13 protein-coding genes are annotated in these 25,687 nt (G+C 60.5%); 4 read left to right on the top strand and 9 right to left on the bottom strand.

All coding sequences use genetic code 11. The features are described from left to right. Positions 1 to 13: 13 nt before the first annotated feature. The 9 genes from KW568_RS21975 to rfbB form a co-directional block, all read right to left on the bottom strand. Entirely contained in the window at positions 14 to 1,264 is a 1,251-nt protein-coding gene (locus KW568_RS21975; protein WP_259536792.1) for a glycosyltransferase, read from the bottom strand. After that, positions 1,261 to 5,043 carry a glycosyltransferase gene (locus tag KW568_RS21970; protein ID WP_100773892.1) on the bottom strand — a complete coding sequence of 1,261 codons (3,783 nt, stop codon included), beginning with the start codon at positions 5,041 to 5,043 and terminating at the stop codon, positions 1,261 to 1,263. Before KW568_RS21970 ends, KW568_RS21975 begins: the two co-directional genes overlap by 4 nt. Then, complete coding sequence (locus tag KW568_RS21965) at positions 5,040 to 7,190, bottom strand: class I SAM-dependent methyltransferase (RefSeq protein ID WP_259536791.1); 2,151 nt, start codon at positions 7,188 to 7,190, stop codon at positions 5,040 to 5,042. The genes KW568_RS21970 and KW568_RS21965 overlap by 4 nt, the downstream gene beginning before the upstream one ends. 122 nt (positions 7,191 to 7,312) lie before the next feature. Beyond that, positions 7,313 to 8,701: an ABC transporter ATP-binding protein gene (locus tag KW568_RS21960; RefSeq protein WP_003252695.1), complete on the bottom strand. Its 1,389-nt coding sequence runs from the start codon at positions 8,699 to 8,701 to the stop codon at positions 7,313 to 7,315. Then, positions 8,691 to 9,509 carry an ABC transporter permease gene (locus KW568_RS21955; RefSeq protein WP_003252698.1) on the bottom strand — a complete coding sequence of 273 codons (819 nt, stop codon included), beginning with the start codon at positions 9,507 to 9,509 and terminating at the stop codon, positions 8,691 to 8,693. Before KW568_RS21955 ends, KW568_RS21960 begins: the two co-directional genes overlap by 11 nt. Next, complete coding sequence (gene rfbC / locus KW568_RS21950; protein WP_100773890.1) at positions 9,509 to 10,054, bottom strand: dTDP-4-dehydrorhamnose 3,5-epimerase; 546 nt, start codon at positions 10,052 to 10,054, stop codon at positions 9,509 to 9,511. Before rfbC ends, KW568_RS21955 begins: the two co-directional genes overlap by 1 nt. Then, positions 10,054 to 10,935 (bottom strand): glucose-1-phosphate thymidylyltransferase RfbA, encoded by an 882-nt coding sequence (gene rfbA, locus KW568_RS21945; protein ID WP_003252702.1) that lies wholly within the window; start codon positions 10,933 to 10,935, stop codon positions 10,054 to 10,056. The genes rfbC and rfbA overlap by 1 nt, the downstream gene beginning before the upstream one ends. After that, positions 10,932 to 11,840, bottom strand: coding sequence for a dTDP-4-dehydrorhamnose reductase (gene rfbD, locus KW568_RS21940; protein WP_100773889.1), 909 nt, complete (start codon positions 11,838 to 11,840; stop codon positions 10,932 to 10,934). Before rfbD ends, rfbA begins: the two co-directional genes overlap by 4 nt. Beyond that, on the bottom strand, positions 11,837 to 12,895 hold the full coding sequence (rfbB, locus tag KW568_RS21935) for a dTDP-glucose 4,6-dehydratase (protein ID WP_100773888.1): 1,059 nt from the start codon (positions 12,893 to 12,895) through the stop codon (positions 11,837 to 11,839). Before rfbB ends, rfbD begins: the two co-directional genes overlap by 4 nt. 844 nt (positions 12,896 to 13,739) lie before the next feature. Here rfbB and KW568_RS21930 point away from each other — a divergent pair. From KW568_RS21930 to KW568_RS21915, 4 genes are all read left to right on the top strand, one after another. Then, positions 13,740 to 14,705, top strand: coding sequence for an SDR family oxidoreductase (locus tag KW568_RS21930; RefSeq protein ID WP_259538935.1), 966 nt, complete (start codon positions 13,740 to 13,742; stop codon positions 14,703 to 14,705). Further along, the gene (locus tag KW568_RS21925) at positions 14,702 to 15,736 is read left to right on the top strand and encodes a glycosyltransferase family 4 protein (RefSeq protein ID WP_100773886.1); all 1,035 of its coding nucleotides are present in this window, start codon (positions 14,702 to 14,704) and stop codon (positions 15,734 to 15,736) included. The genes KW568_RS21930 and KW568_RS21925 overlap by 4 nt, the downstream gene beginning before the upstream one ends. Before the next feature lie 81 nt (positions 15,737 to 15,817). Further along, on the top strand, positions 15,818 to 17,827 hold the full coding sequence (locus KW568_RS21920; protein ID WP_033725802.1) for a nucleoside-diphosphate sugar epimerase/dehydratase: 2,010 nt from the start codon (positions 15,818 to 15,820) through the stop codon (positions 17,825 to 17,827). 357 nt (positions 17,828 to 18,184) lie between these two features. Further along, positions 18,185 to 25,684: a type I polyketide synthase gene (locus tag KW568_RS21915; protein WP_259536788.1), complete on the top strand. Its 7,500-nt coding sequence runs from the start codon at positions 18,185 to 18,187 to the stop codon at positions 25,682 to 25,684. The last annotated feature ends 3 nt before the right edge of the window (positions 25,685 to 25,687 follow it).

Raw genomic sequence — 25,687 nt, 5'->3', positions numbered from 1 at the left:
TAACTTGACCTGATTATCGATTTTTCAGGTTTTCAATGCTTTTGATATAGGTTTCTGCACGCACATCCCAGCTGTTGGCATTGGCTAATGCTCTCAAACGCTTCCTGAAGTCGGGGTTCTGGTGTAGTGCAAGCGCAGTGTCGATAGCGTTGGCCACGGTTTGTGCATCGCCACCTGCCAACACCTCCTCGAAGGCCGTGCATTCGAGCATGTCGCTGGTAACCACGACAGGCTTCTCTAGTGCGAAATACTCGAACAGCTTGAGCGGTGAAGTCGAGCGTGCGATTTCGCCTTTGACGAAGGGAATGAAGCAGACGTCAAATTGAGCGGCATAACCCGGAAGCGCCTGGTAGTCCACCGGGCCAAGGTAAAGCACATTGTCACGTTGGGGCAGTCGAGGAACGCACCCGCTATAGTCCGGGCCGATGAAAACGAAGCCCTTATCAGTCATGCGCTTGGCCAGGTCCTCGATCAGCTCGTACCACAGCCAGGGGGCGATGGCTCCAAAGTAGCCGACGACCTCGGGGTAACGTTCACGGAAGTCGACGAAAGTCTTTTCAAGGGTGCGGCTGCGGTGTGACGCGTTGCGGTAATGCTCTAGGTCCACGCCATTGGGGATAGACACGCACCGCTCAGCACCACACATCTGCAGGGCTTCGCTTTGCAGTAGTGCAGCAGACGAAACAATCAGGTCGGACGATGCAAAGGCTTGCCGTTTCAGCGCCTGAAGCCGACCCAGGCTTGCCTGGCCTCCCGAGATAGCAGCATCGATGTGATCGATATATTCGTAACTGGTCAGCCCAAGCTTGCCTGCCTTGAGCAAGTCTTTGTCTGTGGCGAAGATCGACGTGCTGTAGAAGCAGCTTACGGCACCTTCAATCGGCAGTTGATCGACATCGGTCAGCCAGACATTCTTGGCAACCTGCTGGAAGCCCGAAACACCATCACCCGAGGTCTTGTACAGGACAAGACAGTTCAAGCGCCCCAAGGCCAGCGCCATGTGGTGTGGACGCTGGTAAAGGGTAATGTTCCAGTCCAGGTTGGTCTCGAAGATGAAGACCTGCCTGAATGCCTGTTCACCGAGAACCGTGGCCTGGAAGTGGGCCCAGGCCGGGCCATTGGCCCGGCCTCTGGTAAAAGGCAGGCCAACGCGTAGCCAGCGCACCAGGTTATGCCTGGCGCCATGCAGACGATCGCGCAGAGGCGCCGGCATGGCCCAGAATGCACGCTTGGCGACAGCGTAGAGGGAGGCGCTGATCTTCACTTCGGATCCGCCAGGGGCACGGTGTCCGCGGATGCGCTTGTGCTCATGTCAGGCAGGGGCAGAAGAATCTTGGCCACCAGTTGAACGTACTGTTGATAGGAATTGCGCCGGTCGAGAATGGCCAGTTCTTCTTCACTCAGGTCCGGCTTGACCGGGGCATTGCAGCATTCAATCATGGCCTGGGCCAGGCGATCGTCGAAATCGGCACCTGACTTCATCTGCCAGATGGCACCGTCATAGCTGGCCATTTCGATAGGCGCCGTAACCAGTTTTACGCCAGGATTGTGCTCGAAGGCTGACGCATGGCCGACGTTGCTGGTGACGACAGGCAGATTGGCCACCAGCGCCTCGAGCAGCGAAAGCTGGCAACCCTCGAAGAAGGTACCGGCAACGAAAGCATCCGCCAGTGTCAGGTACTCCTGGATGGCGGGCACCGAACCTCCGTAAATGGCCTTGTCGTTTAAACCGTGTGCAGCGATGTAGTCTTCCATTTCCTTGAGTAACGGCGCTTCATACACCGGGCCGAGAATGAGCAGTCGTGCTTGCGGGTGGCGCTCGACGACCTGACGGAACGCCCTGAGCGTTGCGATATGGTTTTTCTGATGGTTGATCGCGCCGACTTCGATGAAGACGAGTTGCTCGTCGGTGAAGCCGAAGTGTTTGCGATGGCGCGCCCTTGTTTCCGCCGCATCGAAGCGCTTGAAGCGATCGACGTCGATGCCATTGGCAATGACCACGCATTTCTCGGCCGGCACGCCCAGACGGGCGACGCTGTACTGACGGACTTGCCGGGACACGGCCACAAGGGTGTGGGTCAGTTCGGCGTCTTGCGCGAACTGCTTGCGCGCCGCGTCATCGAACCACATGTAGATGTTGTGGATGACCTGCACGTATGGGATGCCGCGAGCGTGGAAGTGCTCAATGCCCAGACTGCAGTAGTGGCCGATCACGATCTTCGGGTTCAGTTGCTCGGCCGTGCTGGTGTGCGTCGCGGGTGCATAGCGCTGGCACAGTACATCCAGGCCTCGGTTGCGTGCTTCCTGTACCGCCGGACCTTCGTTACCCAGCACAAGCAGGGTGACTCGGTAGCCGGCATCGGCGAGGGTCTTGTTCAGGTCGATGACGACGTTCTCGAGGCCGCCGGCTTCGAAGTTCTCCACCTGCACGAGGATGTCACATTCGCCGGCTATGATGGCTTCGCTGGGGTGAGGCGCAACTGCAACTGTCGGTTTGCGCACGAGAGGTGCAACGTGCCGCCAAGCCTTGCGTGCAACCTTGCCCGCCAAGGTATTGGGCGCCAGTACTCGACGGGCGAACTGCAGCGTGCTGGCTGTCCAGTCACGTGTGGCGTGCGGGGAAACGAAATAGTTGTAGATACCCTGCGCACCTTCATTTCGAATCGATTTGAGCTTGTCGTAGATGTGCAGGTTGTCGGCAGCCATCTGTGCCCGTACCTGCTCATTGGGCAGTCGTGTGCAAAGCACGTCGTCAATCGTAACGTATTTCATCCCAAGCGCCTTAAAGTCGCCGATGTCTTCGCAGTCGACAATCGGGATGATACCCATGGCCAGGTACTCAACGAGCTTGGTGGGGCAGGCTACACGGTTGACGATATTGTCCTCGCGCAGAATGAAGCCGTAATGGCACTCGGTGTAGAGCTTCATCAGTTCCGCATGGGTCTTCTTCTCGACGACGACGCGAGGCAGAAGGTCATTCGGCAGCATGGCCTTGACCGTGTCCGGCTCCGGGCAGTAGAACCGGTGCTGGAAGTGGTCGGCAGTCTTGACGATGGCATCGATCATCTTGGGGGCCTGTTGCCACTTGTGCAGTCCGCCGGCGTAGACGATGACTGGTTTACCCGCTTCCAGCGGACGGCTGTCGACGTGGGGCGCGAAACTGGGGAACATCGGGAATTCGAGGGTCTTGGCCTGCAGTGTCGTGCGGAACTTCTGTTGCAGGTACAGGCGCATGGCGTTGGTGACCACGATAGCCAGGCCTGCTTTCTTCACGGCCAGGCGTTCATGCTGGTCGAACATCACGGCGCTGTAGAAGTCGTTGTGCATGCGGAACTCTTCAGGTACCACGCCGTGAATGTCGATTGCCTTGCGGATGAACGGTACGTGCATCAAGAGGCCGAAGCGATTGTCCTGCATGCGTAGCACACTGTGGAAGTAGATGCGTTGGCAGCGCAGCGCAGCCAGCCCGGCGAACACGCGCACAGCCCATTTGTGCAGGGGGCTGCCGGTTACCCGAAGCACGATCACGTTGGGCTCGGGGCGGTCGAACCAGGTGCTGCGGCCACGCAGTTCTTCCGATTCGACGTAGACGCGCCAGTGATTGGCGAACAGGCGGTCGACGATCTGAATGCGCTGGAAGTAACCATCGCTCTGGCGTTCGGGGTAGAAATAGCCGCCGAAGAAAACGATGCCGTCGAACTTCCAGATGAATGCCATGGCCTTCGTGGCCATCGCCCTGATCCTGGCCAGTTTGCCGCCTGCTGCGCTGCCGGAAGGTGCATAGGCTGTCGGTGCGTGGGCAGGCGATTCGGCTGATGTTGGTAGGCTCGACAGGAAGCTGTAGACCGCAAAGTTGCAGTCCACACGGTCATGGATGCCTGTCGCGATGCTATGCAGTTCGCCGAGCAATGTGCGGGCATCGACATGCCTGGCATGATCAGGCTTGAGCGTATCTGATGCCTGGCTGACTATTTGTGACCATTGCTGCAACAGGTCGCCAAAGCCCTTGGCTTGCTCGACCTGTTGAGCCAGTTGCTCGGGAACGGGGACCTGGCAGTTGCGCAAGGAGCCCGAAAGGTTGGTGAACTCCTGTTCGAAGTGCTTGATCTGGCGGGTGATGCTCTTGACATGCAGCTCCAGGAAGCGCTGTTGGCTGGCACTTGCAGCACCATTCTCCAGAACGAACGCCAGATCGCTGGCGTAGGAAATGATGGGTTTTTCCGACCGACGCTGCCAGCGAATGTCGTGCTTCTGTTCGAGGTACGCCATGTTCTTGCTGGCGCGGGCGCTGAAGTACTCGTACTGAAGCTTGCCGAAGGATGCAGACCCCCAGTGGTGGATGTAGACATCACGCGCCAGGTAGATCGAGAAGCCTGCAGCGCGGGCGCGCAGGCAGTAGTCGTCGTCTTCGAAGCCGCCAGGGAAGAAGGTGTCATCGAGCAAGCCGATGCGCTCCACGACTCGACGCTTGAACAGCACGCAGAAGAACGTCACATCCGCTTCGACCAGGTTGCCCTGCCACTGGCTATGCCAGCGCTCGGCAAAGTCCTGGACACGCAGATAGGGTGCTTCTGGAATCTGCAAACCGTCGGTGCTCAGGAACTCCTTGAGCTCTGCGGCGTAGTCGACAGGGATGCACTGTTCACCGTCGGCCCGGTTGGTGGCCGAGCTGATCATGTCTTTGTCGTACGCCAGCATACGGTCGAGCCAATGATCGGTGACGATCACGTCGCTGTTGAGCAGGCAGATATCGCCAATTTCCGGGTCTTCCATGAAGGCCGCGATGCCGACGTTGTTGCCGCCGGAGAAACCGAGGTTTTCCGCTTGCTCAATGTAGATCCAGTCTTCACCCATCTCGGCCTGATGGGCTTGCATGACTTCTCTGATGCGCGCTTGTTCGCCTGTCTCGGATGCGTTGTCGACGAGGATCAGCTTGTAATGTGTCGAGTTGCGCGCGCGCCGGACGCTGGCCAGGGTTGCCTTGAGCGCATCCGCAGCATTGAAGGAGACGATGACGATGCCGGTTTTAGTAGGGTTAGTCATGGTTTGATCCTTTTCAGCGCGCGGCGAAGCAGCTTTTTCAATGTACGTGTGAGGGCGGGCATTAGTACCTGATGATTGCCCTTTGCTCCGGCGTGAAGGCGTTGCAGCTCTGCGGCGAATCGCTGGGCATTGTCATGCTGCCTTTGCACCTCCGCAGCGAGTTGTAGAGAGTTCTCATGAAGGTGCTTCACTTCGCCATGGAGTCTTGCTATTTCGGTATCCTTCTCGCCCAGCTGAGGGGCCAGCGATGCAAGTGCATTCTCGAGATGCTGGACCCTTTCGTTTCTGGCCGTGATCTGACGCTCATGGAAACCTTGGCTTTCCTGGGCGTGTCGACCAGGCTTCGCTTCAATATCGTCCAGAGCATGCAGCATGTAACTGGCCCTGGACGCCTTGTCCATGAGCTGTGACATCTCGGAAAAGCCGAAAGGCAACGGCGCATTGGTGTCGCCGATGATGTTCAGCCAAGGCCCGGAGGCGAGGCGTACGGCTTGCGCCGTGGCTTGCTGCAAGTACGCGCGGGCGCGGGCGTAGTCGTGCCGGCCGATGGCGAGTGTGGCCAGGCGGTGGTAGGCATCCAGCGTCTTGTTACCCAGCAGTGGGCTGTACGGCATCACATCCCTGCTGGCGCAGGCTTCGTAATAGGCGATTGCTTCTGCCTGACGGCCTTCGCCAAGTGCCAGTTCCGCGCAGGCGTACAGGAGCGAAACCTGCCACCTCAATTGTTGAGGGCTCGGGTTCGGCTGGGCGCAGTAGTCGCGTGCCTGTTCGAGGAGGGAGGCGCGCAGCGTAGCGTCTGACAGGCCAGCTTCTAGCATTCCGTAAATGCGACCGCACAGTGCCGCGCCATGGTCGACAGACCCGGCCTCGCTCTGTTCCAGAACCCGGTCCTGCAGGTTTGCCAGCAGCGGTGCTGAGTCGGCGCGCATGCCTCGGGTCACCATCGAACGCACGAGCCATGGATTCTGATAATCGCGCGCGAACGCCGCAACGTGGAAGTCTGGGCTGTCCGGTGACTTCCAGAAGTTTTCGGTATAAGGCACATCCTCATGGGTGATTGGGTCTGCCATGCCGAGCAGGATGATCCATTCGCCATCTACGGGTAATGGCTGTTCAGGGCTGACCTGCACCCAGCTGCGTGGCGAAAAGTGGCAGCGCATCGCCCCGCCGGCAGTCTGCAGCATGCCTTTTTCCAGCATGAAATGCGCGCCGACTTCCGCCACCAGGCGATCCCAGGTGTAGACATGCAGGTGGTGAGGATTGGGATCTTCTCCGGTTTCATCTGCCCAGTTGTTCGGCGCGCAGATCAGGATGCGGCCGGAAGGGCGAAGCACACGTTTCAGCGCTTTCAGATAGGCAATCGGCTCGGGAACGTGCTCGATGGTCTCGAAGGCCGTGATGAAGTCGATGCTATTACTGGGGATGCTGTCCAGCGTTTGGGCGTCGCCCACGCGGAAATTGACCTTGCCGGGTCGGCCATAGTGCGCATTGGCATAGCCGATGCCAAAGTCGCTGAGGTCGACGCCAAGTATCGCGGCCGCATCGGAATTGGCATACAGCATGTGGCTGCCATAGCCCAGGCCGCAGGCGACATCGAGCACATAGTCGCCCGGGCGGATGAGTTCCGCTGCCTTGTGGTAGCGAATGCAGTGGGCGTCGCTACGTCTGCCGGTTTCGCGCAGCATGTCGGTATGCAGGAGGCGTTCTTCCTCCAGAACGGTGAGGTCGAAGTGCTGCAGTGCCTGTTCTGGTACTTTCTCGAGCAGGACGAATACGCGGGCACCGTCGTTATTGAGTGCCTCGTAAGGGTTGGCGACATAGTACAGCGGGTGCTTGCGCAGCCCTGCCTCGTAACAGCGTGCTTCCCACCAGGCGCGGGAAGGCAGCGCGCTACCCGGCTCAGTGGCCGCTGGCAGGCTGAGGAAAATGTAGCGGGAGGTGATTCGGCGAATTTCCCGGAGCGCCTCAGTCAACTGGCCGTCGGCAAGTTTGCCAAGGTCGTCAACGCTGACCACGGTGGTGAACTGGTCGTCTGCAAAGGGCAGACTCGACAAGTTTGAGCTTTCGGCCGGCTGCAGGGCATGGGCTTCCATGCCTTTGGACCAGAGTTCGCCAAGAAGCTCGCGGCTTTCACGGTCCAGCAGCAAGGTCTTGTTGTTGCCACAGGTGGTTTCGATGAGGTGCGCCAGTTGACGTCGCGATGTGCCGTCGAGCAGCAGCGCAGCGCCATCGTCGGTGTGCCGGGCGGAGGATTGTGCTTGTTGCTCCATTACCATGTAGCCCTCATCCGCAGGTCGGAAAGCCCGCCAAAGAAATATTCATCCTGACGCATCAATGTCTGGAAGAACGCCGCTTCGTCCTTCCAGTGCAGCATGCGTTGCCCCATATAGTCCGGGGTTTCTTCATACGTGATACCAGCCTGGATTTCATACAGGTTGGGCCCCATGATCGAGTCGCAGCTGAGCCAGACGTCAAACTCCTCGCTGGCGCGGATTTCACGCTCCCAGAACAGTTCGCCCGTGCGCAGACCTGACAGGATCTGGATGTCCTGGTTCAACGTCCCCCATGAGTAGATCTTGATGCCTTCGCGGTTGCGCAGACGAATGGAAACGTTGATCCGGTCGGTGGTGATAGACGATTTGCAGGTCACCTTTATCCCAATGTGGTCGCCTGGGTAGAACACTGCACAAGGTTCGCCGGCCTTGTCGTAAGTGCTGACGGAAACCACCTGGATGCCGCCATCACCGAACGAAATATTATCCGAGCGCCCAGCGACTGCCGGGGCGCCGACAGCCTCGGCAGCGCCTGCCTTGGTTTTTTCGGCCGAGGCCACAGGCGATGTGTGCGTCTTTGCTTCCGGGGCCGGGATGAGGCTCGCGAAGTAGGCGGACTCTTCCTCGTGTAGCAGTTTGCGGTAACCCAGCAATACTTGCGAAGAGGTTCCCTGGATAACTTCCCGTCCGCTTTTGAGCAGAATCGCGCGGTGAGTCAGGGTACGCACGGACTCCTGATCGTGTGACACGAACAGCAAGGTGACGCCGTCGGACAGAAGCCTCTCGATGCGAGAGAAACAGCGCTTCTGGAACAGTGCGTCACCGACCGCCAGCGCCTCATCCACAATCAGGATGTCCGGGTCGATCTGCACCTGTACTGCGAACGCAAGGCGCACGAGCATCCCGCTGGAATAGGTTTTTACAGGCTGTTCAAGGTACTCGCCGATGTCGGCGAAGGCTGCGATTTGATCGAACCGATTGTCCACTTCCTCACGGCTCATGCCCAACAGCATGGCGTTGAGATAGACGTTCTCGCGGCCGCTGAAGTCTGGGTTGAAGCCCGATCCGAGTTCCAGCAGTGCTGCGACCCGACCATGGGTAGTCACGCTGCCCACTGTCGGTGCCAGCGTGCCGGTAATCAGTTGCAGGAGGGTGCTCTTGCCGCTGCCGTTACGGCCCACGATGCCGAAGGATTCGCCTTTCTTGATCTCGAAGGAAATATCATGCAGCGCCCAGTGCTCTTTGAAATAGGTGGAGGGCTGCTGGCCTACCATCCGCTGCAGCGGGGGAACGACAATCTGTTTGAGTCTGTCGCGTGGTGAAGCGTAGATTTCGTAACGCTTACCGAGCCCGTCGACCTTGATCGAGTAATCATCAGAGGACATCGGCAAATCCTTTTCTGGTTTTCTGGAACCAGGCATAGCCGGCCCAGGCGAAGATGGCGGAGAAGGCAGTCTGGATTGCCCAATGGTCCCAGCTGATTGACTGTTGCCAGATGAGAACGCCGCGGGCTTGTTCTATGAGGAATGTCAGGGGGTTGAGCTGGAAGGCCAGGTGCAGGCTTTCAGGCAGCGCACTGATCGGGAAGAACACAGGTGACAGCAGCATGAGGGCTGGAATGACGGCCGTGACGACCTGGGCGACATCGCGCAGGTAGACACCGAGCGATGCAAGGATCCAGATGAAGCCCAGCGTCAGCAGCAACAGTGGTACCAGCACCAGAGGCAGGTACAGTACTTGAATGGCTGGCGCGCCAAAGAAGACAATGTAGAACAGTAGCCATACCAGCAGGCTGGCAAGGAAGTGGAAACCTGCAGCCCCGACCAGCACGAAAGAGAGCGTCTCGAGCGGGAAGACCACTTTCTTCACGTAATTGGGGTTGCCCACGATCATCAAGGGCGCCCGCCCCAGACACTCTGAAAAGAAGTTGAAGACCAGTAACCCCGAGAACAGGATCAAGGCGAACTCGGTCTTGGAGTCTGTGCCGCCCGGCCAGCGAGCCTTGAACACGACACTGAAGAAGAAGGTGTAGACCGTCAGCATCAGGATCGGGTTGAACAGTGACCACAGGATGCCGAGCAGCGAGCCCTTGTAACGCCCGATGACTTCGCGTTTGGTCAGGGCCAGGATAAGACTGCGATTGCACCAGAAGCTCGACGCGAGGGCAATGGGGGAGGTGGGTGGCGTGCGCATCAGGCGAACACCTCCGCACCCTTCAGCAGCAAGCCTTCGGCATCCTTGTGCGACAACAGTGGAGGGGTCTGCAGAGGCCAGGCGATGCCGAGCTGTGGGTCATCCCAGCGGATGCAGCGCTCGAACTTCGGTGCGTAGTAGTCGGTGGTCTTGTAAAGGAATTCGGCCGATTCCGACAGCACCAGGAAACCATGGCCAAAGCCTTCCGGTACCCACAGCTGGCGTTTGTTTTCGGCGTTGAGCACTGCGCCGACCCACTGGCCGAAGGTTGGCGAGGAGCGACGCAGGTCGACCGCGACGTCGAACACCTCGCCGCTAACCACGCGTACCAGTTTCCCTTGCGGGTTCTGGATTTGGTAGTGCAGGCCGCGCAACACACCCTTGAGCGAGCGCGAGTGATTGTCCTGGACGAACCTCACTTGCCGGTCGATGGCGTTCTCGAATGTGTCGTGATTGAAGCTTTCGAAGAAAAAGCCCCGGTCATCGCCAAAAACTTTCGGCTCCAGCAACACTACGTCTGGAATCTGAAGGCGAGTAACGTTCATCAGTAGATCTTCTCCACCAGCAGGCGTTGCAGGTATTGGCCGTAGCCGTTCTTGGCCAGCGGCGCTGCCAGTTTCTTGAGTTGTTCAGCGTCAATCCATTTCTGGCGGAAAGCAATTTCTTCCGGGCATGCCACCTTCAGGCCCTGGCGGTTTTCCAGAGTGGCGATAAAGCTGCTGGCTTCGAGCAGCGAGTCGTGTGTGCCAGTATCGAGCCAAGCGTAGCCGCGCCCCATGATCTCGACACAGAGGTTGCCCTGTTCGAGGTAGGTCTTGTTGACGTCGGTGATTTCCAGCTCGCCTCGAGCGGAGGGGGTGATGCTTTTGGCGATGTCGATGACCTGGTTGTCATAGAAATACAGGCCCGTCACGGCATAGTTTGATTTGGGATGCGCTGGCTTTTCTTCCAGGCTGATGGCCTTGTTATGCGCATCGAACTCAACCACGCCGTAGCGCTCGGGGTCGTTCACGTGATAGGCGAATACGCTTGCCCCGGTATCCCGCTGCATGGCGTTGAGCAGTAACTCCTGGAGGTCGTGGCCGTGGAAGAGGTTGTCACCCAGCACCAGGGCTACAGGGTCGTTGCCGATGAATTGCTCGCCAATCAGGAATGCCTGGGCCAGCCCGTCAGGGGAGGGCTGGACAGCATATTGCAGGTTCAGGCCCCAGTTGCTGCCGTCCCCCAGCAGTTGCTGGAAGCGTGGTGTGTCCTGGGGGGTAGAGATCACCAAGATGTCCTGAATGCCCGCGAGCATGAGGGTGCTCAGTGGGTAATAGATCATCGGCTTGTCATAGACAGGCAGCAACTGCTTGGAGATGGCCAGCGTTGCCGGGTGCAGTCGGGTGCCGGAGCCTCCGGCCAGAATGATTCCCTTGCGTTTCATACGGTTCCCTGCTCTACCAATTCGTTGACCATGCGTCGTGCATGGTACTCCCAGTGCGGGAGTACCAGACCAAATGTTTGCTGGAGCTTGCCATTGGCCAGGCGAGAATTGAGTGGCCGTCGGGCGGGTGTTGGATATTGCGCGCTCGATATGGGAGTGACGCGCTCTGGCGTGGCCGCCAATGTAGCGCCTGCCTTGATCGCTTCGTGGAAAATGAACTGAGCGAACCCATGCCAGCTGGTGTAGCCGCTGGCCACCAAGTGGTAGGTGCCGCTGGCCGTGCTGGCCAGCTCGGCGTCCTGTGCCAGGCGTTGCAGCATGAGCGCAGTGACGTCGGCGATCAGCTCGGCACTGGTGGGGGCGCCGACCTGGTCTGCCACTACATTCAGTGTTTCGCGTTCCTTGGCCAAGCGCAGCATGGTTTTGGGGAAGTTATACCCACGGGCCGCATAGACCCAGCTGGTGCGCAGGATCAGGTGGCGGCAGCCACTCTGGCGAATGGCGTCTTCTCCCTCGAGCTTGGTTTTCCCGTAGACCCCAAGTGGGCCGGTCGGCGATGACTCGACAAAAGGCTCACTGCCTTGGCCGTTGAAAACATAGTCAGTGGAGTAATGAACGAGCCAGGCGCCGGCCTTCGAGGCCGCTCGGGCAAGTGTCGCAACGGCGTCGGCATTGACCCGGCGGGCATTGGCGACATCGCTCTCGGCTTTGTCGACTGCAGTGTAAGCGCCTGCATTCACAATCACGTCCGGGAGGATGCGTTCGATCAGGCTTTCCAGTACGGCCGGGTTGGTCAGGTCGGCATCTTGCCTGTTACATACGGTCAGCGTGCACAGCGGCGCCAAGGCGCGCTGCAGTTCCCAGCCGACTTGCCCGTTGGCACCTAATAAGAGTACATGTTTCATAGGTATTGCTTACCCACCCACTCACGATAGGCACCGCTGGTGACGTTGCTTACCCATTGCTGGTTTTCCAGATACCACTTGACGGTCTTGCGGATGCCTGTTTCGAAGGTTTCCGCAGGGCGCCAGCCGAGTTCGCGTTCAAGCCGGGTCGCGTCGATCGCGTAGCGGCGGTCATGGCCCGGCCGATCCTTGACGTAGGTGATCTGCTCGCGATAGCTGAGGCCGTCCTTGCGTGGCTGCTCTTGATCGAGGATATCGCACAAGGTTTGCACGACGTCGATATTGGCCTTTTCGTTCCAGCCACCGACATTGTAGGTTTCACCGAGCTTGCCACCCTCCAGAACGCAGCGAATGGCTGTGCAGTGGTCCTTGACGTAGAGCCAGTCTCGAATCTGCTGTCCGTCGCCATAGATCGGCAATGGCTTGCCCGCCAGTGCGTTGTGGATCACCAGTGGAATCAGCTTCTCCGGGAAGTGGTAGGGGCCGTAGTTGTTGGAGCAATTGGTGGTGAGTACCGGGATCCCGTAAGTGTGGTGGTAGGCCCGTACCAAGTGGTCCGAGGCGGCCTTCGATGCGGAGTATGGGCTGTTTGGCTTGTATTGGTTGTTTTCACTGAAGGCTGGGTCAGAGGCTGACAGTGAGCCGTAGACTTCGTCGGTGGATACGTGAAGGAAGCGGAAACCATGCTTTTCTTCGTCCTTCAGGCCATTCCAGTAGGTGCGAACGGACTCCAGCAGTCGGAAAGTACCGACAATGTTGGTTTGAATGAAGTCTTCCGGCCCGTGTATCGAGCGGTCAACGTGCGATTCGGCGGCAAAGTTCAGTACGGCACGAGGGCGGTGCTCATTGAGCAGGCGCGCGGCCAGTTCGCTGTCACCGATATCGCCATGGACGAAGGTGTGGCGTACATCGCCGTCAAGGCTGGCAAGGTTCTGGCGGTTGCCGGCGTAAGTCAGCTTGTCCAGGCTGACCACCCGTTCGTCGCGGCTATCCAGCCAGTCGAGGACAAAGTTGGCACCGATGAATCCGGCGCTACCTGTAACGAGAATCGTCATTGTGTCAATCCTTTCGAGAGTGCTGTCAGTCGCTTAGGCGGGTTTTGTCTGACCTTCGGGGCGCGTCGCCTAGCTTGCATGTATTTGCCTTGGGCTTATAGGATGCTGAGCAAATCGTGTAGCTGACGGGCGGCGCCGACAGTGGCAGGCCAGGCTGCGACGCACCCATTACTACCACTCGGGGTTGATAGAGAATAAACAACTGTTGCCTGGTCAGCCATGCTACACGACGAAATGGCCGTAGGCAGGTAAGTTTCGGCGGCTATATTGTTGAATTTTCTTACGAAGGCCTCGGGCTTTTTCTGTAAGGTCGCAGATGATAAAAGCTCCATTTGCTACATTGTCTTCTAGCGGTGACGCAGTGCCGAACCGGGTAGTTGGTTAAAAATAGGAATCAGGCGCACTGCTGTGCGGCGCCAGCTTTCGTTTTGCACTGTTGTTCGAATTGTAAGTGCAGGGACTTGTGATCAAAAGGTCGTTACTTTACTTCGGATGCGATGGGCGAGTCTAGTCTTTAAGAGGGGGCACGCCTGTCAAGGCTTCTGGCCTCCTTTGCCTACTGAGCTCTTGGCTGCCAATGGGCGTGTTTTCGAGCTGCTTGCTCATTGGGCCTCAGGGCTCCACACCATGAGGGCTGAGTGTGATAGGGTGCGTGGCTTCGCTTTGGGTTTAGGTTGTCGCAGTGGTGTGGCGTCGGTAGTGCGTCCTGCTTGTTTCCGGCAATGAAGCAACGGTATGAATTGAGCGTTTGAGATGATGCGTATAACAGTCGGCTAGGTTTTTCAGTGTTTTGAAGGTTCTCTTTTTAGAAGGGTTGCAAGCACTATTATTAAGAGTTGGCTTAATGGGGCGAAAATCAGTTCTCGTTACAGGGGGCAACGGCTTTATTGGCGCTGCTTTAATTAAAAAATTGACGGAGCGTCAAATCGGTCAAGTCCGTGCGGCTGTAAGGAGGCCTGGTGTTACCTGTGTAGGTGCAGAGCCGATTGTAGTGGGTAACATTGATGGTGCAACTGACTGGTGTGCGGCTTTGGCAGGGGTAAATTACGTTGTCCATGCGGCTGCAAGAGTGCATGTAATGCGGGAGGCCGAAGCCGATGCGCTGCTGGCGTTTCGCAAAGTCAATGTCGACGGTAGTCTTAATCTGGCGCGCCAGGCTGCGCAAGCTGGTGTGAAGCGTTTCGTCTTTATCAGTTCGATCAAGGTCAACGGGGAAGTTACGGCTGCAGGGGCTCCCTATCGAGCCTGCGATCTGCCGGCACCTGTCGATGCCTATGGTCTTTCCAAGCTTGAGGCGGAAGAGGGGTTGCGGCGAGTTGCGCTCGAGACGGGCATGGAGTTGGTTATCATTCGGCCGGTACTGGTCTATGGCCCAGGCGTGAAGGCCAACTTTCTGAGCATGATGAAATGGCTGTGTCGAGGCGTTCCGCTGCCGTTCGGAGCCATCGACAACCGTCGCAGTCTGGTATCCCTGTTCAATCTTGTCGATCTGATCATGGTTTGCATCGAGCATCCACTCGCTGCTGGCGAGACGTTCCTCGCCAGTGATGGTGAAGATGTCTCGACCACTCAATTGCTGCGCAAGCTTGCGTGCGCGCTGGGCAAACCTGCCAGGCTGGTGCCGGTGCCGGCCAGCTGGATGCGGGCAGTGGCTATGCTGATCGGGCAGGGCAGTGTGGCGCAGCGTGTACTGTGTTCCCTGCAGGTCGATATAGAGAAAAATCGCGAGCTTCTCGGTTGGGAGCCGCCTCTCAGCCTGGATCAAGGCCTGAAGCTTGTCGCAAAATCATTTCGAGAAACACATCAATGATGATCTTTATCGGGCTTGCCATCGGCGTTTTGGCAGTCTCCTTCGTATTGACGGCCGTCCTGCGCTGGTATGCGCTATCCCGCAGCCTGCTGGACATTCCAAATGCGCGTAGCTCGCACAGCAGGCCAACGCCACGTGGTGGCGGGTTGGCGATTGTGTTGTCCTTCCTTGCCGCGTTGTTGGTTCTGTGGGGACTCAAGGGTATCTCGACGGCAGATTGCGTCGCACTTGTTGGTGCAGGCGGGATGGTCGCAACCATCGGCTTCATGGATGATCATGGGCATATCGCCGCTCGATGGCGTCTGCTCGGGCATTTTGCTGCTGCTGCCTGGGCCCTGTTCTGGCTCGGAGGGTGGCCGACCCTGACCGTATTCGGTATCCATTTGACGTTGGGCTGGGTCGGGAGTGGCATAGGTCTTCTGTATCTGGTGTGGATGCTCAACCTCTACAACTTCATGGATGGCATCGATGGGATTGCCGGCGTCGAAGCGCTCTGTGCGTGTCTGGGGGCCTGCCTGCTGTATGGCCTGGCCGGGCATTTCTCAGCGGTATGGGCCCCCTTGTTGCTTGCGTTGTCGGCGGCAGGCTTCCTGTTATGGAATTTTCCGCCTGCCAGGATTTTCATGGGTGACGCGGGTAGTGGCTTCTTGGGGCTGGTTCTTGGGGTGTTTTCCATGACCGCTGCCGGCCTTGGAGGGGAACTCTTCTGGTCATGGCTTATCCTCCTGGGGGTCTTCATTGTGGATGCAACGGTAACCTTGATGCGTCGTCTGTGCAGGGGCGAGAAGGTCTACGAGGCTCATCGTAGCCATGCCTACCAGTACGCATCACGGTATTTTGGTCGGCACCTGCCAGTCACCCTTGGCGTGCTGGCAATCAACCTTGGATGGTTGCTGCCCATTGCCTTGGCTGTGAGCTATCACCACTTGGACGGTGGGGTAGGCCTTTCGCTGGCCTACGCGCCGTTGGTTGTGCTGGCGTTCAGGTTTCATGCAGGGGCGCGAGAGACCAGCATTCGTATGAATGAGTGATGAGGTATGCAGGAAAATGCTTCAATAAAGGAACAGCGACGCGCTGGAGTTCGGCATTTTATCGGGAGACAACGGGGGGAGATGAGCGCTATGTGGCTGGACAAGATGCGAGTCTTCTTGCTGGGCAGGCCGAGGAGACAGAAAAGACTGATTCAGGTGTTTACAGATGTGTTGCTCATCTGGGTGGCGTTGTGGCTGTCATTTGTCGTGCGCCTGGGTATCGAAAACCTCTTCGCGCCTGTCTCGGACCACTTCTGGCTGTTTATATGCGCCCCTGTCATAGCGATTCCGTTGTTTACTCGATTCGGCATGTATCGCGCGGTAATGCGCTACTTTGGCAATGACGCATTGATCGTGATCATCAAGGCTGTCAGCTTGTCTTCGCTGATTCTATCGTTCGTGGTGTTTTGGTACAGCAATCACCAGGCCGTAGTGCCACGGTCGATCATCTTCAATTACTGGTGGCTGAGCCTGGTGATTATCGGCGGGCTCCGTTTGATGATGCGCCACTATTTTCTGGGTGATTGGTTCGCTGGGATGCATGCAGCACCGTTTTCCGGGCGAGACGATGGGTTGATCAAGGTTGCCATCTATGGCGCCGGTACTGCCGGCAACCAATTGCTGGCAGCCTTGCGCATGGGGCGCACGATGCGACCGGTGGCATTCATCGATGATGATGCTGATATTGCTGGGCGAGTCATTTCCGGCTTGCAGGTGTACAAGCCGGGGCGCCTGCAGCAACTGATCGATGAGACAGGGGTGCAGGAGATTCTGCTGGCACTGCCTTCGGCATCGCGCGTGCGGCGAAAGGAAATTCTGAGTTTTCTTGAGCCTTTCCCGTTGCATGTTCGCAGTGTGCCAGCATTTGCCGATCTGGCGAGCGGGCGAGTCAAGGTGGACGATATTCAGGATGTGGATATCGCTGACCTGCTAGGTCGAGATGCCGTTCCGGCTCAAAGTGAACTGCTGCAGCGCTGCGTCAAGAAGCAAGTGGTGCTGGTGACGGGAGCGGGTGGGTCGATTGGTTCTGAGTTATGCCGGCAGATTGTCGGGCTTGACCCCAGGACGTTGCTGCTGTTCGATCACAGTGAGTTCAACCTTTACAGCATCCTCTCGGAGCTGGAGCAGCGTATTGCCCGGGAATCGTTGTCGGTCAGCCTGATCCCGGTCTTGGGTTCTGTTCGCAACCAGCCGCAGATGTTCGATATCATGAAAACCTGGCAGGTTGATACCGTCTATCATGCAGCGGCCTACAAGCATGTGCCGATGGTCGAGCACAATATTGCCGAAGGCCTGAGCAACAACGTGATCGGCACCTTGTATACGGCCCAGGCTGCCCTGCAGGCCGGGGTTGCCAACTTTGTGCTGATTTCCACCGACAAGGCGGTGCGCCCGACTAACATCATGGGCAGTACGAAGCGCTTGGCCGAAATGACTCTCCAGGCCTTGAGCCGCGAATTGGCCCCTGTGCTGTTTGGCGATGCCGGGAATGTTTCGCAGGTCAACAAGACCCGCTTCACCATGGTGCGCTTCGGTAATGTGCTGGGCTCTTCGGGCTCGGTAATTCCGCTGTTCCACAAACAGATCAAGGCGGGTGGTCCACTGACCGTCACCCATCCGAAGATCACCCGTTACTTCATGACCATTCCCGAGGCCGCGCAGTTGGTGATCCAGGCTGGCTCCATGGGTAAGGGGGGGGACGTGTTCGTGCTGGACATGGGCGAGCCGGTGAAAATTGTTGAGTTGGCCGAAAAGATGATTCACCTGTCTGGATTCAGCGTGCGTTGCGAGCGCAACCCGAAGGGTGACATCGCCATTGAGTTTACCGGTTTGCGCCCGGGCGAGAAGCTCTACGAGGAGTTGCTGATTGGTGACAATGTGATCGCCACGAGCCACCCGATGATCATGAGCGCGGATGAAGATTTCCTGGCTTGGGATGCATTGAAAGATGCGTTGAGTCAGCTGTTGAGAGCAGCCGCAGCCGACGACTTCGTGCGAGTGCGCCAATTACTGCGGGAAACGGTCATCGGCTATGCGCCGGAGGGCGAGATCGTCGACTGGATCTACCAGCAGCGGCGTCTGGAGCATTGAGCATTCCAGAGCCGGTTCAACCCGCGGATGGGCCGGGCCTGCTGGCCAATTCCCATCAGCCATTCACCGTCGCAGCCACCACCGTATTCGCGGGTAAACCCGCTCCCACGCCGTGAACCATCCCTCACCCCAGGGTTTTCCCACCCCGGCAACCCGCGTATCATCCGCCTACACAAATCTGAACAATCCCACGCGAGTCCCAGACCATGAGTCTTGCGCCCCCTGCGTGCATGGCAGTTTCAGGTACCCAGACAATCATCAGTGACATATAACGACTGGCCAGTTTCGTGGCCGGGCCAGGCATGCCGGCTGTCCGACGGATGGGACGGTGCCCGATGAGATTTGAAGGAATAGGTTTTGATCAAGCGTAGAAAGGTTGCAATCGTCGGTTGTGCGTACCGTTTTCCTGGCTCTTCCAATGCGGGCTTCTGGCAAAACCTGATGGAGGGCCGCGACCTGGTGACCCAGGTTGACCCGTCGCGTTGGAACAAACGCGAGTTCCTGCACCCGGACAAGGCCAGCCCTGCAACCAGCTACACCTTCGCCTCAGGCACCCTGGGTGATATCAGCGCTTTCGACGCTGGCTTCTTCAGCATCTCGCCGCGTGAAGCCGCGATGATGGACCCGCAGCAGCGCATGCTGCTGGAAATGTGCTGGGAAACCTTCGAAAACGCCGGGGTCAAGCCGTCCAGCCTGCGTGGCAGCAACTGTGGCGTGTACCTGGGCATCGCCGGTGTCGAGCAGTCCTACCGCCTGCTCGAGGACCTGTCGGCCATCGATGGCGCCACGGCGACCGGCAACACCATGAGTATCGCGGCCAACCGCCTGTCGTTTTTCTACGACCTGCGTGGCCCAAGCATGGCCATCGACACCGCCTGCTCGTCGTCGCTGGTGGCCTTCCACCAGGCGTGCCAGGCCATCCTCAGCGGTGATGTCGACCAAGCCGTGACGGGCGGTATCAGCCTGCACATGCACCCATTCGGGTTCATGATCTTCGCCAAGGCGACCATGCTGTCGCGCACCGGGCGCTGCCAGTCGTTCGACGAAAACGGCGACGGTTACGCCCGCTCCGAAGGCGGCGGGTTGTTCCTGCTCAAGGACTATGACCAGGCAGTGGCCGACGGAAACACCATTTTGGCGGTGGTGGCGGCCAGTGCGGTGAACACCGACGGGCGCAAGTCCAGCCTGACCCTGCCCAATGCCGAGGCCCAGGCGGCGTTGCTCAAGCGCGCCTACACCCAGGCCGGCATCGCCCCCGAGCAGTTGGACTACCTGGAGGCCCACGGCACCGGTACCGCTGTGGGAGACCCGATCGAAACCCGCGCCATCGGCGAGGCGCTGGGCCAGGCGCGCGGCGCCGGCAACCCGCTGCCAATCGGCTCGGTGAAAAGCAACCTCGGGCACCTTGAAGCCGCCTCTGGCGTGGCTGGCCTGATGAAGGCACTGAACTGCCTGGCCGAGCGTACCGTGCCCGCTACCATTGGCGTGCAGGCGCTCAACCCGAACATCGCGTTCGCCGACCTCAACCTGCAGGTGGTCACCGAGCCCCTGCCGCTGAAGGCCGATGGCCAGTTGACCGTGGGGGTGAACTCGTTCGGCTTTGGCGGCGCCAACGCCCATGTCATCCTGCAAAGCCCCGAGCCACAGGCGCCGGCACCGCAAGCGGCCAGCGCCCGGCGCGTGCCGTTACTGCTCAGTGCCAAGAGCGAAGAAGGCCTGCGCGCAACCGCAGAGCGCTTTGCCGCCTACCTGGCCGGGCAGCCGCAGGCCGACTATTACGATGTGGCCTACCAGGCGATGTTCCGTCGCGATGCGCACAGCCATCGCCTGCTGCTGGTTTGCGACACTGCAGCCGAAGCTGCCCAGGCGCTGGACGACTATGCCCAGGACCCGACCCTCAGCGAACTGAGCGCAGTGCTGGAGGCCGGCCAGGCCCTGGACGGCGCCTCGGCACCGGTATTTGTCTATTCCGGCAACGGCTCGCAATGGCAGGGCATGGGCCGGGCGATGCTCGACCAGCCGCTGTTCGCCGCCGCCGTGGATGAAGTTGACGCGTTGTTCCAGCCCTTGGCGGGCTACTCGCTGCGCGCCGAGCTGCTGGGTGACAACGGCGAAGGCCGCTATGCACGTACCGAAATCGCCCAGCCTGCGCTGTTTGCCCTGCAAGTGGCGGTTACCCAAGTGCTGGCTGCCGAAGGCATCCACCCGGTGGCGGTGATTGGCCACAGTGTGGGTGAAGTGGCCGCGGCCTGGGCCAGCGGCGCGTTGAGCCTGGAGGACGCCACCCAGGTCATCTACCACCGCAGCCGCCTGCAGGGCCTGACCCGTGGTACCGGGAAGATGACGGCGGTCGGCCTCTCGGGTGAGGCCACGGCGCAACTGATTGCCGAACTGAAACTGGATGGCCGCCTGGTGGTGGCGGGCGAGAACAGCGCCCGCGGCGCCACTGTGGCCGGTGAGGTCGACGCCCTGGCACTGTTGGAAGCGGCCCTGGAAGAGCGCCAGGTATTCGCCCGTCGCCTGGACCTGGACTACGCCTTCCACTCGCCGGCCATGGACCCGATCAAGCAAGCGGTTATCGACGACCTCGCGCATATCCGCCCGCAGGCTACGAAGATCCCGTTCTACTCCACTGTCGTCGGTGGCCAGTTGAACGGCGAACGCCTGGACAGCCAGTACTGGTGGCAGAACATTCGCTTCCCGGTGCTGTTCCAGGGCGCGCTGGCTGCCTTGGTGCGCAATGGCCTTAACCTGTTCCTCGAAGTGGGCCCGCATGCGATTCTGCGCAGCTACGTCAACGATGTGCTGGCCGAGTGCGAACAACCGGGGCAGGTGATTGGCACCCTCAAGCGCAACGACCACAGTCCGCTGCTGCTGGAACGTACCGTAGCCCGCCTGCAGATTGCCGCCGTGGAGCCACAGTGGCAGGCACGCTTCCCGGTGGCGGGGCGCCCGCTGCGCCTGCCTAACTACGCCTGGCAGCGCGATCACTTCAGCTTGCCGGTCACTGCCGAGGCCTATGGCCCGCTGAGCCACGAGCGCGTGCACCCGTTGCTGGGTTACCCGGTAACGGACCAGGCGCTGACCTGGGAAAACCGCCTGGATACCCAGCAGTACCCGACCCTGGCCGATCACAAGGTGGGTGAGTCGGTACTGTTCCCGGGTGCAGGCTTTACCGAGCTGGCCCTGGCGGTGGCGCAACTGCACCAGCCGGGCGAGTTCGTCGATATCGAAGAGCTGGAAATCCACAACCCTCTGCTGCTGAGCAGCGAGGTCAGCAAGAAAGTGCGCGTGCAGGTGGAAGAGGCCGATGGCACATTGCGCATCAGCTCGCGCACGGTGATGCAACGCGAAGACTGGGTACAGCACGTGGTCGCACGCTTGCCGGGCGAAGCGCGCGGTGTGCTGCTGGACACCCGGGCACCGGCGTTGCCAGCCCGCCCGGCAGACTTCACCGGCGAGCAGCACCTGGCAATGACCTGCGCGGTTGGCCTGAACTACGGCCCCGCTTACCAGACGGTGGCCGCAGCCTGGGTGGAAGGGGAGCGCGTGCTGGCTCAGTTGGTCGTGCCTGCTGCCATCGAACACGAACTGGCAAGCCTGCACCTGCACCCGGCGCTGCTGGATGGTGCCTTCCAGCTGATTACCGAGCTGCTGGCCAGCCGCCAGGGGCATGACGATGGCCTGGCGTTCATCCCCGTCAAGCTTGGGCGCATTGCTTTTACCAATGCCGGCGGTGTGCCGGTGCTGGCCGAGGTGCGCCAGCGCAAGCGCACCGCGCATTCGCTGCTGGTCGACTTCACCCTGTTCGATGCCAGCGGCGCTGCCGTGCTTGCAATCAAGGATGCGCGCATGCGTGCCGTGCGCCTGCAGTACGACCGCAGTGGCGATATCAAGCGTATGGGCCATGTGGGGCAGGCCGCGCCAGGCGCAGTTGTGCCTGTGCAGCGTAACGCCGTGGCCTGCTCGCCGCTGGCCGAGGCCTTGCAGTGCCTGGCCGACGAGCCGGCACAGGTGCGTTACCTGAATGAAGTGGAGCCACTGCTGGATGTGCTGTGCAGCAGCTTTGTCCTCGATGCGGTGGAACAGGCCGGCGGCCGCATCAGTGCCGAGCAGGTCGCGCAGTGGTCGCAGGGCCAGGGCGACTTCCTGGCGATGCTGTTGCGCCATGCCGAGCACGACGGCAGCCTGCAGCGTAGCGCTGACGGTGGCTGGCAATTGGTCGACCAGGGCGAGCGCCCGACATCGCAGGCTATCTGGCAAGAGCTGTTCAGAAGCTACCCCGAGTACTTCCAGATTATCCATTCCGTGGGCCGTATCGGCCGTCATCTGTCGGCGTTGCTGGATGGCAGCCAGGCCTTCGACACCCTGCAGCCGCGCGAAACCAGCGGCGCCAGCCTGGCGCGCCTGGTGCTGGGTGCGGCAGGGCAGCAGCACCTGCTCAGCGGCATTGGCCAGACCTTGGCCGCGCGCCTGGCGCAGCTGCCGCCCGGCCAGCGCCTGCGGGTGCTGGAATTCGGCTTCGGTGGCGCTTCGTTTGCCGAGCTGTTGTACGCCGGTCTGGATTTCGATCGCCTCGATTATGCCTACTGCGTCGCCGAGCCCGAGCTTGAGCAGCGCCTGCGTGACGATTGCCCGGCGTTGGAGGTACTTGGCCTGGAGCAACTGGCCGACGCCGGTACGTTCGACTGGGTCCTGGTGCCTACCGACTTCGGCCCCCTTGGTACGGTGGGTGACGCCCTGCGCCTGGCCAGTGGCCGGCTCAATCCGCACGGCCAGTTGGCGCTGCTTGGGCAGTACCCGGCGCGCTGGGCCGATTTCGTCTTCGGTGCCCAGCCAGATTGGTGGCTGGCCGGCCCGCAGCAGGCGTTGTCGCGCCAGCAAGGCCCGGCGTTCTGGAGCCATGAGCTGCAGCGACATGGCCTGACCGCGCTGCGCACGCTGGAGGCGTTGCCGGGTAACGCCTGTGGTAGCTACCTGTTGCTGGCGGACAAGCCCGCCGGTGCTGACACTGCTGCACCCGTGGCCGTGCAGCGCTGGGCCGTACTCGCCGAAGCAGGGCAGGGCGCAGCCCTGCGCCTGGCACAGCAACTGCGCGCCCAGGGCCAGCAGGTTGACCTGTTGCAGCCGGGTGACGCCCAGGCGCTGGCGGCCCAGCTTGGCGCCTTTGCGCAGCCCCCTGAGCATGTGCTGCACCTGGCTGGTTTCGACAGCGGCACAGGCCTCGATGGCCAGGCCGAGCGCTGCATGCAAGCGGCCGCGCTGGTACAGGCCTGTGAGTCGCTGACGATCGCCCCGCAGTGCTGGCTGTTCAGCCGTGGCGCTGCCGAGCACCTGTACAGCGTCGACACCGCCACTGACGTTGCGGCCATCGGCGACGCCGCCTTGTGGGGCTTTGGCCGTACCCTGGCCAACGAATCCCCGCACTGTCGTATTCGCCTGCTCGATCTGGCCCACGCGGCAGCGGTCGAGCTGGCGGTACCTGCGTTGCTGCACGCCGACAGCGAAACCGAGCTGGCCCTGGACGCCGAAGGCCGTCGCTACGTGCCGCGCCTGCGCGTGCTGGCCGATCAGCCGCGCCGCGCAGTGGGCGATGCGCAGTGGGTGTGCCTGGGCTTCGACCTGCCGGGCCAGTTGCGCAACCTGCGCTGGGAAGTGCGTGAGCCGCGTCAACCGGCGGCGGATGAGCTGGACATTCAGGTGCGTGCGACGGGCCTTAACTTCCGTGACGTGATGTTCGCCCTCGGCCTGCTGTCGGATGAAGCCATCGAAAACGGCTTCTCCGGCCCTACCTTGGGCTTCGAATTTGCCGGTGTGGTGCAAGGCAAAGGCGCCGAGGCAGTGGGCGACTTCGCCCCGGGTGACCGTGTGGTGGGCTTTGGCCCCTGCAGCTTCGCCAACCGCCTGGTCACCAACGCCAACGCCGTTGCACGCATCCCCGAAGGGATGTCGTTCGAAGCAGCGGCGACCATTCCGAGTACCTTCTTCACCGTGTACTACGCGCTGCATCACCTGGCGCGCCTGGAGCCGGGCGAGAAGGTGCTGATCCACGGCGCTGCCGGTGGCGTGGGCATTGCTGCCATCCAGATCGCCAAATGGCTGGGCGCAGAAATTCACGCCACCGCAGGCAGCGACGAGAAGCGCGACTTCCTGCGCCTGTTGGGCGTCAGCCACATCTACGACTCCCGTTCGCTGGCGTATGCCGACCAGGTGCTGGCAGCCACCGGTGGGCGTGGCGTGGACGTGGTGCTCAATTCGCTGGCCGGTGAGGCCATCAACCGCAACCTGCAGGTGCTGAAGCCGTTTGGTCGCTTCCTGGAGTTGGGCAAGCGCGACTTCTACCAGAACACCCGTATTGGCTTGCGCCCGTTCCGCAACAACATCAGCTATTTCGGTATCGACGCTGACCAACTGATGAGCGAGCGCCCCGCGCTCACCCGCCGCCTGTTCGCCGAAATGATGGAACTGTTCGAGCAGGGCATCCTGCACCCGTTGCCGTTCCGCGAGTTCGACGCCAACCAGGTGGTCGAGGCCTACCGATACATGCAGCAGGCGCGGCAGATTGGCAAGGTCGTGGTGACGTACGCCAACCCGATCCAGCAAACCGTCGACACCCGCGTGCGGCCGGTGCGGGCACTGCAGCTTGCCGCCGATGCCAGCTACCTGGTCACGGGCGGCCTGGGTGGCTTTGGCTTGCGTACTGCGCAGTGGCTGATCGACAAAGGTGCCCGTCACCTGGTGTTGCTGGGCCGTCGTGGCCCGGCCAGTGAAGAGGCCCAACCGCAGCTGGCGTTGTGGCACGCCCAAGGTATCGATGTGCAGGCCGTGGCGTGCGACATCACCGACCGTGAGCAACTGCGCGGGGTGTTTGATCGCATTGCCGCCAGCCCATGGCCACTGCGTGGCCTGGTGCACGCTGCGACGGTGATTGACGACAGCCTGATCCGCAACCTTGACGGCGACCAGTTGCGTCGCGTGCTGGAGCCCAAGGCCAAGGGCGCGCAGTACCTGCACGAGCTGACCCAGGGCCTGGCGCTGGACTTCTTCGTGATGTTCTCCTCGGCCACCACCTTGTTCGGCAACCCCGGCCAGGCCAACTACGTGGCGGCCAACCACTGGCTCGAAGCCCTTGCGCGGCACCGTCGTGCTCAGGGCCAGGCAGCCACCGCCGTGCTGTGGGGCGCCATCGACGATGTCGGTTTCCTGGCGCGCAACAGCCAGATCAAGGACGCCCTGCAGAGCCGCATGGGGGGCTCGGCGCTGCGGGCTGAGGCAGCCTTGGCACAGCTCGAGGCCATGCTGTTGCAGGGTGATAACGGCCATGGCGTGCTGGAGCTGGACTTCAAGGCCCTGGCGCGCTTCCTGCCGAGCGCCACTACACCGCGCTTCAGCGAACTGGCCCGTGCCTATGGCGGCGACCATGAGGATGAAGGTGGCGGTGAGGACATCCAGCGCATGCTGGAGGAGCTTGACGATGGCGAACTGCTCGAACGCTTCGTAGACATGCTCAAGCACGAGGTGTGCGAGATTTTGCGCCTGCCGCCAGCACGCCTGGATGCCCAGCGCCCGCTGCAGGAAATGGGGCTCGATTCGTTGATGAGCGTTGAGTTGGTGGTGGCGCTGGAAGAGCGTTTCGGTATTCGCCTGCCGGTGATGGAACTGAGCGACAGCTCCAGCATCGACAAGCTTGCCGCACGCTTGCTGGAGCTGCTGCGCGGTGAAGCGAGCAGCGGCGAAGAGCAACTGGCGCAGAATGTGCTTGCCCGCCATGGCAGCGAGCACAGTGCCGAAGAGTTGGCGCAGTTGAACGCAGCCTTGGCCGACAGCAACGCGGCACCCAACCGATTGATTGATTAAGAG

This window comes from Pseudomonas sp. HD6515 (assembly GCF_024971855.1).
Lineage (GTDB): Bacteria > Pseudomonadota > Gammaproteobacteria > Pseudomonadales > Pseudomonadaceae > Aquipseudomonas > Aquipseudomonas alloputida.
Note: the sequence above shows the minus strand (reverse complement) of the source record. Positions and strands in the feature narration are given on the sequence as shown.

Coding starts and splice junctions, on each gene's coding strand:
- KW568_RS21970 (WP_100773892.1), bottom strand. CDS start 5,043: ATGACTAACCCTACTAAAACCGGCATCGTCATCGTCTCCTTCAATGCT.
- KW568_RS21960 (WP_003252695.1), bottom strand. CDS start 8,701: ATGTCCTCTGATGATTACTCGATCAAGGTCGACGGGCTCGGTAAGCGT.
- KW568_RS21955 (WP_003252698.1), bottom strand. CDS start 9,509: ATGCGCACGCCACCCACCTCCCCCATTGCCCTCGCGTCGAGCTTCTGG.
- rfbC (WP_100773890.1), bottom strand. CDS start 10,054: ATGAACGTTACTCGCCTTCAGATTCCAGACGTAGTGTTGCTGGAGCCG.
- rfbA (WP_003252702.1), bottom strand. CDS start 10,935: ATGAAACGCAAGGGAATCATTCTGGCCGGAGGCTCCGGCACCCGACTG.
- rfbD (WP_100773889.1), bottom strand. CDS start 11,840: ATGAAACATGTACTCTTATTAGGTGCCAACGGGCAAGTCGGCTGGGAA.
- rfbB (WP_100773888.1), bottom strand. CDS start 12,895: ATGACGATTCTCGTTACAGGTAGCGCCGGATTCATCGGTGCCAACTTT.
- KW568_RS21930 (WP_259538935.1), top strand. CDS start 13,740: ATGGGGCGAAAATCAGTTCTCGTTACAGGGGGCAACGGCTTTATTGGC.
- KW568_RS21925 (WP_100773886.1), top strand. CDS start 14,702: ATGATGATCTTTATCGGGCTTGCCATCGGCGTTTTGGCAGTCTCCTTC.
- KW568_RS21920 (WP_033725802.1), top strand. CDS start 15,818: ATGAGCGCTATGTGGCTGGACAAGATGCGAGTCTTCTTGCTGGGCAGG.